Origin of the sequence: Rhodoferax sp. BAB1 (genome assembly GCF_013334205.1) — a bacterium.
GTDB lineage: Bacteria > Pseudomonadota > Gammaproteobacteria > Burkholderiales > Burkholderiaceae_C > Hylemonella.
This window is the reverse complement of record NZ_CP054424.1, coordinates 1,202,295-1,215,057: the sequence shown is the minus strand read 5'-3', so window position 1 is coordinate 1,215,057 and position 12,763 is coordinate 1,202,295. Positions and strand designations below refer to the sequence as shown.

At 67.5% G+C, this 12,763-nt stretch carries 11 protein-coding genes; 2 read left to right on the top strand and 9 right to left on the bottom strand.

Features of this window, described 5'->3' with window-relative positions; genetic code table 11:
• Window positions 1–6 precede the first annotated feature (6 nt).
• On the bottom strand, window positions 7–654 hold the full coding sequence (locus HTY51_RS05910; RefSeq protein WP_174251863.1) for a hypothetical protein: 648 nt from the start codon (window positions 652–654) through the stop codon (window positions 7–9).
• A gap of 181 nt (window positions 655–835) precedes the next feature.
• On the opposite strand from HTY51_RS05910, the gene HTY51_RS05905 reads away from it, so the two are divergent.
• On the top strand, window positions 836–2,065 hold the full coding sequence (locus tag HTY51_RS05905) for a glycosyltransferase family 1 protein (RefSeq protein WP_174251862.1): 1,230 nt from the start codon (window positions 836–838) through the stop codon (window positions 2,063–2,065).
• On the opposite strand, the gene lplT is transcribed toward HTY51_RS05905, so the two are convergent.
• The 3 genes from lplT to HTY51_RS05890 form a co-directional block, all read right to left on the bottom strand.
• On the bottom strand, window positions 2,039–3,286 hold the full coding sequence (gene lplT / locus HTY51_RS05900; protein ID WP_174251861.1) for a lysophospholipid transporter LplT: 1,248 nt from the start codon (window positions 3,284–3,286) through the stop codon (window positions 2,039–2,041). The two genes, HTY51_RS05905 and lplT, sit on opposite strands and share 27 nt — an antisense overlap.
• A 28-nt stretch (window positions 3,287–3,314) precedes the next feature.
• The gene (locus tag HTY51_RS05895; protein WP_174251860.1) at window positions 3,315–4,766 is read right to left on the bottom strand and encodes a UDP-glucose/GDP-mannose dehydrogenase family protein; all 1,452 of its coding nucleotides are present in this window, start codon (window positions 4,764–4,766) and stop codon (window positions 3,315–3,317) included.
• 118 nt (window positions 4,767–4,884) lie between these two features.
• Window positions 4,885–6,705, bottom strand: coding sequence for a GGDEF domain-containing protein (locus tag HTY51_RS05890; RefSeq protein WP_174251859.1), 1,821 nt, complete (start codon window positions 6,703–6,705; stop codon window positions 4,885–4,887).
• A gap of 241 nt (window positions 6,706–6,946) precedes the next feature.
• Here HTY51_RS05890 and HTY51_RS05885 point away from each other — a divergent pair, with 241 nt between their 5' ends.
• Window positions 6,947–7,348 (top strand): hypothetical protein, encoded by a 402-nt coding sequence (locus HTY51_RS05885; protein ID WP_174251858.1) that lies wholly within the window; start codon window positions 6,947–6,949, stop codon window positions 7,346–7,348.
• 6 nt (window positions 7,349–7,354) lie between these two features.
• Here HTY51_RS05885 and HTY51_RS05880 read toward each other — a convergent pair whose 3' ends face one another.
• From HTY51_RS05880 to HTY51_RS05860, 5 genes are read right to left on the bottom strand one after another with little or no spacing between them, the layout of a single operon-like run.
• A complete protein-coding gene (locus tag HTY51_RS05880) occupies window positions 7,355–7,816 on the bottom strand; it encodes a histidine phosphatase family protein (protein ID WP_174251857.1) in 462 nt (153 codons plus the stop codon).
• The gene (gene ppk1, locus HTY51_RS05875) at window positions 7,817–9,895 is read right to left on the bottom strand and encodes a polyphosphate kinase 1 (RefSeq protein ID WP_254607002.1); all 2,079 of its coding nucleotides are present in this window, start codon (window positions 9,893–9,895) and stop codon (window positions 7,817–7,819) included. It lies immediately after the preceding gene.
• 43 nt (window positions 9,896–9,938) lie between these two features.
• The gene (locus tag HTY51_RS05870) at window positions 9,939–11,024 is read right to left on the bottom strand and encodes a glycosyltransferase family 1 protein (RefSeq protein ID WP_174251855.1); all 1,086 of its coding nucleotides are present in this window, start codon (window positions 11,022–11,024) and stop codon (window positions 9,939–9,941) included.
• A complete protein-coding gene (locus HTY51_RS05865) occupies window positions 11,021–11,848 on the bottom strand; it encodes a UDP-2,3-diacylglucosamine diphosphatase (RefSeq protein WP_254607048.1) in 828 nt (275 codons plus the stop codon). The genes HTY51_RS05870 and HTY51_RS05865 overlap by 4 nt, the downstream gene beginning before the upstream one ends.
• Window positions 11,849–11,892: 44 nt before the next feature.
• Window positions 11,893–12,717 (bottom strand): GNAT family N-acetyltransferase, encoded by an 825-nt coding sequence (locus HTY51_RS05860; RefSeq protein WP_174251853.1) that lies wholly within the window; start codon window positions 12,715–12,717, stop codon window positions 11,893–11,895.
• Window positions 12,718–12,763 lie beyond the last annotated feature (46 nt).

Sequence of the window (12,763 nt, the reverse complement as noted above, 5' to 3'; positions counted from 1 at the left end):
AAGGTTTCAGCCCTGCTGGCGGGCCAGTTCGGCCTCGTGCTCGGCACGTTCCTCGAGCAGGTACTCGGGCTTGGCGATCAGTTCGCCCTGCAGCAGGTACAGCGGCGACTTCCAGTAGAGCAGGATGTCGTGGAAGGGGTCGGTGATGATCTTGGTGGCCCAGACGATGCCGGTGTAAAGGCTCTGGCTCACGGCCAGTTGCAGCACGCGGAAGGCCAGACCGCCCACACCCAGCCAGAGCCAGAGCCAGCCGACGTTGAGCACGTAGCCGCTGGGCTGGGTGTGCGCCTCCAGCAGGCCGAAGAAGTCCGGCTGCAGCCAGAGCACCACGGGCAGGCCGGCCCAGACGGCCATGAGCACCACCTTGCGCTGCAGGTTGTAGCCCACCTTGATCTCTTCCTTGTACTCGTGCGTGGCCTGGTTCACCTCGTCGTAGCCCTTGGGCTCGAAGAAGAAGTGGCCCGACTGGCGCGAGACCATGGAAACCAGCCAGGCGATGAGCGCGGCCACCGGCGGCTGGATGAAGAGGAAGGCATAGGCCACCAGGAAGGAGATGGCGCTCAACAGGTGCAGGGACTGGTTGATGCGGCTGTGGTGGTAGTAGCGGTGGTCGTCCCAGCGCTGGACCTTGAGGGCTTGCAGGAATTGGCTCACAAAGACTCCTTGGTGTGTCGTGAAAACGGAAGGGCAGCAAGGCTGCGCCTGGGGGCATGGTCGGGCCAGCACATGAAAGAACGATGACAGTCGGTGACTCGTCATCAAAATTTCACAGGCCTGCGACGCCGCGATACCACGCTGTCATCGAACTGAGATAAACGCGACGCAAGATGGGCGCATGAAACCCGACACCACCGACATCCTGGTCGAAGACCTGCCACCGGCGCAGACCCATCTGCGCATCGCCGTCGTCACCGAGACCTACCCGCCGGAGATCAACGGCGTGGCCCTCACGCTGCAGCGCGTGGTCGAGGGCCTGCGCGAGCGCGGCCACCAGGTGCAACTGGTGCGCCCACGCCAGGCCAGCGAAGCCCCGCCGGGTGCTTCGGGCGACGTGCTGATGCGCGGCATGGCCATCCCGCGTTACCCGCACCTGCAGCTGGGCCTGCCTTCGCGCCGCCAGCTGGAACCGCTGTGGACGCTCAAGCGGCCGGACCTGGTGCACATCGCCACCGAAGGGCCGCTGGGCTGGTCGGCGCTGCGTGTGGCGCGCAAGCTGCGCATCCCCGTCACCTCGGACTTCCGCACCAATTTCCACGCCTACAGCAGCCACTACGGCATGGGCTGGCTGAGCAAGCCCATCATGGCCTACCTGCGGCGTTTCCATAACCAGACCCTGTGCACCATGGTGCCCACACGCGGCCTGGCCGAACGGCTGAACGAAGCCGGCTTCGAACGCCTGCAGGTGGTGGCGCGCGGCGTGGACACCGGCATCTTCGACCCGGCCCGCCGTGACGAGGCGCTGCGCGCGACCTGGGGCGTAGGGCCCGACACCCCCGTGCTGCTCTGTGTGGGCCGTCTGGCACGCGAGAAAAACCTGCCGCTGCTGGTGCGCGCCTATGCCCAGGCCAGGCTGGTGCAGCCCGAGCTGAAGCTGGTCCTCGTGGGTGACGGCCCCATGCGCGCCGAGCTGCAGGCCCTGGCGCCCGACGCCATCCTCACGGGCCAGCTGGACCGGCTGGAACTGGCACGGCACTACGCCAGCGCCGACATCTTCGGTTTCCCCAGCCAGACCGAGACTTTCGGCAATGTGGTGCTGGAAGCCATGGCCAGCGGCCTGGCCGTGCTGGCCTATGACTACGCGGCCGCTTCGGAAAACATCACACCGGGTCGCAGCGGCCTGCTGGCCGTTATGGACGACGAGGAAGCTTTTGTACGCCAGGTCGCCGAACTGGCCCAGGATGCCGGCCTGAGGCAGCGCCTGCGCGCCGCCGCACGCGACGCGGCACGGCAGAACGACTGGGCCGGCATCGTGGGGCAGATCGAGAGTGTCATGAAGCTGGCCATCGCCGGCAGCATGGCCGGCAACGAGCGCCTGCCCTCAATCGCGCCGCAGCAGATGGCCTAACAGCGAACGGCGCCCGCGCGCACCGCGACGACGCCAGAGATTGCGCCCGATGAAGACCGCCAACCCCAGGCCGGCCAGCACCATGACGAGTTGCACCGGTACCTGCAGGGCGATCAGCCCGGCGTAGAGCCCCAGCATGACGAGGACACTGAGGTTCTCGTTGAAGCCCTGCACGGCGATCGACTGGCCCGCCGTCAGCAGGCGGTGGCCGCGGTGCTGCAGCAGGGCGTTCATGGGCACCACCAGCATGCCGCCCAGCGCACCCACCATCAGCAGCGAGGGCACGGCCCAGGTCCAGTCCGGCACCCAGACGGAGAGCGCCATCAAGCCGCCCATGAGCAGGCCCAGGGGCAGCACACTGGTGGCATGGCGCAGGCGCAGGCGGCTGGCCACCAGCACCGCACCCGCCACCACCCCGACGGCGACGATGGCCTGCAGGTAGGCGGCCTGGTCCAGGCTCAGGCCCAGCACCTGCACGCCCCAGTGCAGCACGGCGAACTGCAGCATGGCCCCGATACCCCAGAAGGTGGTGGTGACCGCCAGCGACAGGCCGCCGCTGCGGTCGCGCCAGAGCAAGGCGTTGGCATGGCGGAAGTCGGCCAGCATGCGCGCGGGCGCGCGGTCACGCGCCGGGTAGGACCGGCCGCTGGGCACGATGGCCAGATTGCACAGCGAGGACAGGACATAGAGGCACACGACCAGCAGCAGGGAAACGTTCAGGGCGGGCGAGGAGGCGCCGGCCGCCACCGGCCACAGGGTGGTGGCCCAGCCAACCGGGCCCGAGCCCAGCCACAGCGGCGAGATCAGCACGCCGCCCAGCACCGTGCCCAGCAGCACGGAGAGCACCACCGTCGATTCGACCCAGCCATTGGCCGCCACCAGCGCGGCCGGTGGCACGCTTTCGGTCAGCAGCCCGTACTTGGCCGGCGCATAGGCCGAGGCACCCAGGCCCACCAGGGCAAAGGCCAGCATGGGATGCACGCCATACAGCAGGGCCAGTGCGCCCAGCAGCTTGAGGGCGTTCATCCAGGCCATCAGGCTGCGCTTGCAGACGGCGTCGGCCAGGGCGCCGATGAAGGGCGCCAGGAAGACGTAGGACAGGGTGAAGGCGAACTTGAGCAGCGGCGCCCACCACAGCGGCGAGCCCAGGTGCTGCAGGTGGGCGATGGCGACGATGAGCAGCGCGTTGTCGGCCAGCGAGGAAAGGAACTGGGTGGCCATGAGCCACCCGAAGCCGCGCGGTAACTGCCTAGACATGCACCATGGCGCGGGCCGGCGCAGCGGGCCGGGCCAGGCTCTCCATGCCGACCGCGCCGGCGATGGCCTGTTCTGCCAGCGCATTGCGCCGGCCTATGCCCTGGTAGGCGATGCCCAGCGCCTGCAGCTGCTGCGGGTCGTAGAGGTTGCGGCCGTCGATGATGAGCGGATGGCGCAGGGCCTGGCGTATCAGGTCGAAGTCGGGGTTGTGGAAGAGCTTCCACTCCGTCACCACCAGCAGGGCGTCGGCGCCGTCCAGGGCGGCGTTCGCGTCACCCACGAGCTTGAGGCGTGAGAGTCCCTGCGGAATGTCGGCCAGGTCCTCGGCCAGCACGGCCTGCGCCGCCTCCATGGCCACGGGGTCGTGCGCCACCACCTCGGCGCCGCGCAGGATGAGCTGGCGGATCAGGTGGCGGCTGGGCGCCTCGCGCATGTCGTCGGTCTGCGGCTTGAAGGCCAGGCCCCAGAGGGCAAAACGGCGTCCGTGCAGATCACTGCCGAAATGCGCGATGACACGGCGCGACAGCACCTGGCGCTGCACCTGGTTGACACGCTCGGTGGCGTCCACCAGCTGCATCTGGCTGCCGTGCTGCTGCGCGGTCTGCATCAGGGCGCGGGTGTCCTTGGGGAAACAGCTGCCGCCGTAACCCGTGCCCGCGTAGAGGAAACTCGGGCCGATGCGGCTGTCGCTGCCGATGCCGCGGCGGATGGCGTCCACGTCGGCGCCCACCAGATCGGCCAGGTTGGCCATCTCGTTCATGAAGGAGATGCGCGTGGCCAGCATGGCGTTGGCGGCGTACTTGGTGAGCTCGGCGCTGCGCACGTCCATCCAGACCGTGCGCTCGTGGTGGCGGTTGAGCGAGGCGTAGAGCCGTGTCATGGCGGCACGCGCCATCTCGCCGGGGGCCCCGGTGGGCAGGCCGATGACGATGCGATCCGGACGCATGAAGTCGTCGATGGCTGCACCTTCCTTGAGGAACTCGGGGTTGGAGATCACCGCGAAAGGCAGTCCGGAGCGGTCCCGCTCCTGCAGGGCTTCGGTGATCAACGCCTCGACCCGCTCGGCCGTGCCCACGGGCACCGTGGATTTGTTGACGATGACCAGGGGCCGCGACATGGCCTGGCCCACCTGGCGCGCCACGGCCAGCACGTGGACCAGATCGGCCGAGCCATCTTCCTTCGGCGGTGTGCCGACGGCGATGAACAGCACCTCGCAGGCCTCCAGCGCATCGGGCAGGCGGGTGGTGAAGAACAGGCGCTGGTCGCGGGTGTTGCGCTGGATCACGGCGTCCAGCCCGGGCTCGTAGATCGGCACCACGCCCGAGCGCAGCAGCTCCACGCGCCGCGGGTCGCTGTCCATGCAGACCACCTCATGGCCCATGTCGGCCAGACAGCTTGCCGTCACCAGGCCCACATAACCCGCACCGATCACTGATACTTTCATGGTCACCCCGCTAGTGTTGTTCACCCGATCATGGAAGCGTCATGTGACTGCGGCATGTCGGCGCCGTGAACAATCAGTGACCGGCCCGGGCTGCGGGCCGGCACCGCACGCCCGCCGCTCAGGCGGGAACGGGCGCGCGCCGCGGCATCACGAACAGGCCGTTGCCCGCAGCCTTGGCCTCGCGCTTGGCGAGCGCGGCCTGGGTGGCCACCTCCTCCGCGTCGCGGTAGGCCTGGCGCCCGACCTGCACCGCGCCGATGGAGACCGTGGTGCAGGGGAAAAAGCGCATGACACCATGCCGGTCCTCGGCATGGATGCCGTCGCACAGGCGGGCGGCCTCGTCGAAGAGCTCGCGCGCCTGCTGGGCGAACTCCTGAACGATGCGCTCGCAGCGCTGCGCCCAGTCGTCGCTCTGGAACAGGATCATGAAATCGTCGCCCCCCACATGGCCGACGAAGTCGCGCTGCGGATCGCTGTGCGCCACGGCCAGTTGCGCCAGCAGGCGGATCATCTCGTCGCCGCGCCAGTAGCCATACTGGTCGTTGAAGGGCTTGAAATTGTTCATGTCGATGTAGCAGGCGACGAACTCGCCCTGGCTCTCGATCAGGCGCTTGATGTGCAGGCTGATCGGGATGTTGCCCGGCAGCGAGGTCAGCGGGTTGGCGTGGCGGGCCGCCTCCAGGCGCAGTTCGGTGACCGAGCGCACCAGCTGTTCGCCGGTGCCCAGGCCCACGTAGCGGCCGTTCTCGGTGACGATGAAGCCGTCGCTCAGGTAGCGCTGGTCCTGCGAGGTCAGGATGCCGACCAGCTCCTCGATGTCGTGATTGCGTTCGATCAGCCGCGGCTGCTGGTTGGCGTGCAGCAGGCAGGACTTCTTGCCGAAGATCTCGCGGAAATACAGGGTGGCGTAATGGTCCATGAACTGCTGGCGGTTGATGATGGCCAGCGGGCGCTCATCGTCCACCACGGCCAGGGCATGCAGCTCGGGATAGGCCTGGAAGAGGGTGGCCACCTCGTCGTTGTTGGCGTGGCGTCCGACCGCGGGCGCATGGATGAGGGAGAGATGGCGCAGCTGCCCCATGCGGGCCACGTAACGCTGCTCGGGCATCACCGCCACCCGCGTGTCGTGCAGCACCTGGGCGGCGGCGGGCAGCATGTCGGACGGCACGTCCCGGTCGGGCCGGCCCAGGAAATAACCCTGGCCGTAGCTGAAACCGAGATCGCGGATGACGCGCAGGTCGGCCTCGTTCTCGATGCCCTCGGCCACCAGGGCCGTGCCGAAGACATCGGCGATCTGCAGCAGGGCCTGCAGGGTCTTGAGCTTGTCGGCGCTGCAGCTGATGTCGCGGCTGAAGTACTTGTCGATCTTGACGATGTCGGGCCGGATCTGCGACCACAGGCGCAGGCTGGAGCGGCCGTCGCCAAAGTCGTCGAGTGCCAGCGCCAGGCCCACGGCGTGCAGCGCCCGGGCCACCTCGACCAGCCCGTCCATGTCGTGCACGCGCTCGTGCTCGGTGATCTCCAGCACCACCATGCGCGGCGACACCTCCAGGGTGCGCATGGCCCGCGCCAGCGTCTGGGTGCCGTCCACAGCCACCAGCCGCTCCAGTGCATGGGCGCTGATGTTGAGGAACAGCCGCCCCGGCTGGTGCTGCTGTCCCCACTGTCGCAGCGCCACGTAGACGCAGTACAGCTCGAATTCGTAGAGCAGGCCCTCGGCCTGGGCCGCGCACAGCAGCGCATCGGCCGACTGCAGCAGGCTGCCCTGGGGACCGCGGATCAGCGCCTCGTGCGCGTGCACCGTGGCGCTCTTGAGATCGACGATGGGCTGGAACACCGGATGGAGGGCATCGCTGCGCATCAGGCGAGCCAGCGGGCCGTCCCGTCCGCTCAGGGCGGACAGGAACTGATGGGTGAAAAGGCGGACGTGATCAATCATCGGCGGGCGCTGCGCAGCATGCGCATGCTGCGTCGCAACGTACAGGGTTTCCAGCATTCCATTTCAGAGGCGATGCCCCAACAACAGGCAAGGGGCCACTGTGCGGGCTTCCCATGTCAGACGCGTGACAAAAGTATTTCTCTTTTGTGACTTCGTGAAAATTGCACGCATCGGCAGTGATTGCGCCGGGTCATCAAACTATATAAACTGTTTTTGTCCCAACTCGTACGACTTCAAGCTCATGCAAGAATCTGCCTCGCCCTCCTCTTCCGCAGCCCGCAAAAAGACCCCGACGGTCAGCAAGTCCGCCAGGAAAGTAGCGCCTACCAAATCCGCGGCCGGCAAGGCTGCGTCCAAGGCCGGCAGCGCCAAAACCGCTGCGCCCAAGAAAGCAGCCCAAGCCGCCAAGGCGCTCAAGCCCAAGAAACCCAAGCTGGTGCGGGACAGCTTCACCATTCCCAAGGACGAATACGCGGCGCTGGCCGAACTCAAACAGCGTTGCACCAAGCTGGCACAGCCTTGCAAGAAGAGCGAGTTGCTGCGTGCCGGCATCAAGGCACTGACGGCCATGAGCGACAAGACCCTGCTGTCTGCACTCAAGGCGGTGCCCTCGATCAAGACGGGCCGCCCGAAAAAGGATTGAACAGACCTACAGCACGTCGGGCGACTGCACCGACACCAGCGTGGTCTGTGACACGCCGTCGCGCAGGCGATGGCGCAGCCACCAGACCGCGCCTTTTTTCACGCTGCATTCGCTGCCGTGGATGGCCAGCAGGCGGGCGATGGTCTGGCCCAGTACGGGCTGGTGCCCGACCACCACGGTGACACCGCGGCCATCGGGCCACTGCACGAGCTGCAGCAGCTGCTCCACCGTGGCTTCGGGCCCCAGCTCCTCGCGCAGCTTGTACTTGCGCCCCAGTGCCATGGCGGTCTGTTCGGTGCGCCGTGCCGGGCTGGCCAGGATGCGCGCGCCCTCGGGCAGCTGGCGGTCCAGCCAGGCCGCCATGCGGGCCGCCTGTTTCTCGCCGCGCGGCGTCAGCACGCGCGCAAGGTCATCCCCACCCGGCTGGGCCTCATGCGCTTCCGCGTGACGCCACAGCAGCAGGTCCATCTAGCGGAGTTCTCTCAGTGCGTAGCGCGCCATCAGGGCATCCTGGGCGCTGACGGCCGGACGACCCGTCGCTGGCGCCACTTTGGTGTAGCGGCCGTCCGGCTGCAACTCCCAGCTGCCCTGGGTGTCGCCCATGGCCGCCACCAGGCACTCGTCGACGATGCGCTGACGCAGCAGCGGGTCCAGCACCGGCCAGGCCAGTTCGACCCGGCGCAGCATGTTGCGGTTCATCCAGTCGGCACTGGAGAGGTAGAGGTCCTCGGTCTCGCCGGCGCGGAAATAGAAGACGCGGGCATGTTCGAGGAAACGCCCGATCAGCGAGCGCACACGGATGTTCGTGGTCTGGCCCGGCAGCTGCGCGGGCAGCATGCAGGCGCCGCGCACGATCAGGTCGATCTTCACGCCCTGGCGCCCGGCGGCGATGAGGGCGCGGATCAGGGCCTCGTCGGTCAGGGCGTTCATCTTGGCGACGATGCGCGCCGGCTGGCCGGCCGCGGCGGCGACGCCCAGGCTTTCGATCTTTTCCAGCAGCTTGCGATGCAGCTGGAAGGGCGCCACCCACAGGTGCTTGAGGCGCGGCAGGCGGCTCTGGCCGGCCAGGTGCACGAAGACGTGTTCGATATCAGCCGTCAGCCCCACGTCCGCCGTGAGGTGGCTGAGGTCGGTGTAAAAACGCGCCGTCATCGGGTTGTAGTTGCCGGTGGAGAGGTGGGCGTAACGCCGGAAGTGCCGGCCTTCGCGGCGTGTCACCAGCATCATCTTGGCGTGGGTCTTGAGGCCGACCACGCCGTAGAGCACCTGCACGCCGATCGATTCGAGTTGCTCGGCCCAGTTGATGTTGACCTCTTCGTCGAAGCGCGCCTTGAGCTCCAGAACCACCGTCACTTCCTTGCCGCGGCGCACGGCCTCGCGCAGCAGATCCATCAGCACGGAGTTGGCACCGGTGCGGTAGATGGTCTGCTTGATGGCCAGCACCTGCGGGTCGTTGATGGCCTCGCGCAGGAAATCCAGGACGCCGTCGAAGCTTTCGTAGGGCTGGTGGATCATCACGTCGCCACGCCGCAGCTGCTCGAAGATGGACTGCCCGCTCACCAGCTGGCCGGGGTAGGAGGGCTTGTAGGACGGGAAGCGCAGGCGCGGTTCATCCACCAGGTCGACCAGCTGGTTCAGGCGCACCAGGTTCACCGGGCCGTGCACTCGGTAGAGCGCCCCTTCGGGCAGTTCGAACTGGCGCAGCAGGAAGTCGGACAGGTACTCCGAACAGCCGGCGGAAACCTCCAGCCGCACCGCCTGGCCGTAATGGCGGTGCTGCAGGCCCTGGCGCAGCGCGGTGCGCAGGTTCTTGACGTCGTCCTCGTCCACCGCCAGGTCGGAGTGGCGCGTGACGCGGAACTGCGAGAACTGGCTCATCTCGCGCCCGGGGAACAGCTCGGCCAGGTGGGCGCGGATCACGCTGGAGAGCGAGACAAACAGCCGGCGCTTGCCGCACAGGGAATCGGGCAGGCGGATCAGGCGCGGCAGGGCCCGCGGCACCTTGACGATGGAGATGTCGTTCTCGCGACCGAAGGCGTCGTGCCCGCCCAGGCGCACGATGAAGTTGAGCGACTTGTTGGCCACCTGCGGGAAGGGGTGCGAGGGGTCCAGCCCCACCGGGATCAGGAGGGGCCGCACCTCCTGCTCGAAATACTGCTTGACCCAGCGCCGCTGGGCGGTGTTGCGCTCGCCGTGCGAGATGATCTTGATGCCCTGTTTCTCGAAGGCTGGCATCAGTTCGTCGTTGTAGAGGGCGTACTGGCGCTCCACCAGGGTGTGGATGGCTGCCGACATGGCGTCGAAGGAGGCCGCGGTGTAGACCCCCTGCTGGTCCTGGCCCTGCTTGGCGCTCAGATGGGGTTCGGCCCGCACCTCGAAGAATTCGTCCAGGTTGGACGAGACGATGCACAGGTAGCGCAGGCGCTCCAGCAGCGGCACCTCGGGCCGGCAGGCCCAGTCGAACACGCGCCAGTTGAAGGCCAGGATGCTCTGGTCCCGGTCCAGCAGGACCGGGACGGTGATGCGTAGCGCGCTTTCGGCAGACATGGCGGGATCCAGGCTGGAAGATTGCAAAGTCATGACAGATTGTTTACAGCATAGATGACAATGGTGTGACAGTGTTTTTCTGCGGCCCGTTCAGGGGCCCGGCCTGCCGGACCGGCACCAGGCTGGCCAGGAACTGTTCTGCCGCCTGTTCCCAGCTGAACACCTCGGCCCGCTGGCGTGCCGCATGGCGCGGCACGGCCTGGGCCTGGTACCAGGCCTGCTGCAGATCCTCGTCCAGCACCCCGCCCTGGGCCGGGCCGGCGTGCTGGCCCAGCACCTCCAGCGGGCCATCCACAGGGTAGGCCGCCACGGGCGTGCCGCAGGCCATGGCCTCCAGCATGACCAGGCCGAAGGTTTCGGAGCGGCTGGGCATGACAAACACATCGGCCGCAGCGTACACCTGTGCCAGCTCGGCCCGCGGCAGGATGCCCAGCCAGTGCACCTGCGGGTAGCGCGCCTTGAGCGCGGCTTCCAGCGGCCCCACGCCGCAGACGATCTTGGCGCCCGGTACGTCGAGCTGCAGGAAGGCCGCGATGTTCTTTTCATACGAGACGCGCCCGACGAACAGTGACACCGGTCGGGGCAGATCCTGCAGCCCGGGATACGGTCGCACCTCGTCCTGGTAGGGGAAGAGGCGCAGGTCCACGCCGTGCGTCCAGGACCGCAGGTTCCGGAAACCACGCTGTTGCAGCAGGTTCAGAACACCCTGCGTGGGCACCAGCACCCCCGAGGACGGACGGTGGAAGTGGCGAAAGAGCGCGTAGCCCCAGGACAAGGGGACACGCAGCGCGGCCTGCAGGATTTCCGGGAAACGGGTGTGGTACGCGGTGGTGAAGGCCAGGCCGTGCTTCAGGCAATAGGCCCGTGCCGCCCAGCCCAGCGGGCCTTCGGTCGCGATGTGGATGGCCTGCGGCGCCAGCGCGTCCAGCCGCTGGCCCAGCGCCTTGCGCGGCCGCACCGCCAGGTCGATACCAGCGTAACCCGGGCAGGGGCGCGTGCGGAACTGGCCGGGGTGGATGACCTCGACCTCATGCCCCGCCTGGCGCACCTCACGCACCAGTTCCACCAGCGTGGTGACCACGCCGTTGACCTGGGGCTCCCAGGCATCGGTAACCAGCGCAAGCTTCATGCGGTGGCAGCGCGCACGGCCGCCTGCAGGGCCTGGGTCGGTGCCGCCTCGCCCCAGCGCAGCAGCTCCAGCCGGCCGTCGTGGTGCTCGACCAGCGCCGTCAGGCTTTCGACCCAGTCACCGTCGTTGCAGTAGAGCACGCCTTCGATCTCGCGGATCTCGGCGTGGTGGATGTGGCCGCAGACCACGCCCTGGTGGCCGCGTTTCCTGGCCTCGTGCGCCACCGCCTGCTCGAAGTCGCTGATGAAGTTCACCGCCTTCTTGACCTTGTGCTTGAGGTAGGCCGAGAGCGACCAGTAAGGCAGGCCGAACTTCGCGCGCAGGTGGTTGAGATAGCGGTTGAGCTTGAGCGTGAACTCGTAGAGGTTGTCGCCCACATAAGCCAGCCACTTGGCGCACTGGATCACGCCGTCGAAGTAGTCGCCGTGCGTGACCCACAGGCGCTTGCCGTCGGCCGTGACGTGCACGGCATCGTCCACCACCTCGATGCCGCCGAACTGGTGACCGATGAAACCGCGCGCGAACTCGTCGTGGTTGCCCGGTACGAAGACCACACGACAGCCCTTGCGCGCGCGGCGCAGCAGCTTCTGCACCACGTCGTTGTGCGCCTGCGGCCAGTACCAGCGCCGGCGCAACTGCCAGCCGTCGATGATGTCGCCCACCAGGTAAAGGTGCTCGCTGGAGCTGGCCTTGAGGAAGTCCAGCAGGTCCTCGGCACGGCAGCCGGGGGTGCCCAGGTGCAGGTCGGAGATGAAGACGGCGCGGTAGCGCTTGCCGCCGCCCTTCTCGTCGTCATGGTCGTCTTCATGCCCCTGGCGCGCCATGGCCTGTCCCAGCCAGCTGCTGCGGTGATCGAGCGCGCTCTTCATCAGGCGCCGAAGAAGTGCTTGCGGTAACGCGCCGGCAGATCAGCGATGCGCATCAGCATGGGCAGGTCAGCGCTGTTGAAGTCCGGGTCCCAGGCCGGGGCACCCAGCACCTTGGCGCCCAGGCGCAGGTAACCCTTGATCAGGGCCGGCGGCTCCACGTCCAGCTGGCTGTCGAGTTCGTCGACCGGCAGCGGCAGGCGCGGCCAGACCTGGTGCTCGATGGGTGCCATATGGGTCTCGCGCACCTGGCGCCAGATGCTGGCCGCCACGTCACCGCTGATCACGCCGTTGTGCAGCATGGGGATGCTGGCGCAACCGATCATGGTGTCGAGCTTGTTGCGCACCATGAACTCGGCCAGTGCCCCCCACAGGGCCATGATGACGCCGCCATGGCGGAAATCCGGGTGCACGCAGCTGCGACCCAGTTCCACCATGCGTTCGCGCAGGGGGCGCAGGCGCGTCAGGTCAAACTCCAGCTCGCTGTAGGTGCTGCCGATGCGCTGGGCCTGCTCGGGCGTGAGCACGCGGTAGGTACCGATGACCTGCTGCGTCTCCTGGTCACGCACCAGCAGGTGCTCGCAGTAGTCGTCGAACAGGTCCACGTCGTGGCCAGGCACCGTGGTGGACAGGCGCGCGCCCATTTCGCCGGCGAAGATGTCGTGCCTCAGGCGCTGCGCCGCACGGACTTCATCGAGGTGGCGCGCCCACGAAACTTCAATGCCGCCGCGCTCTTGCGCAGGGACCGGTTGATCAGGGCGGTGAAGCGACCCCCGAGGCATGGCAACGGGAGACAGCGGGAAGGTGGGGTTGGGCAGTTCTTTCATTTTTTCTCTCCTTTTGTGATGTCTGTGAATCGGGTTGGCGTGTAAA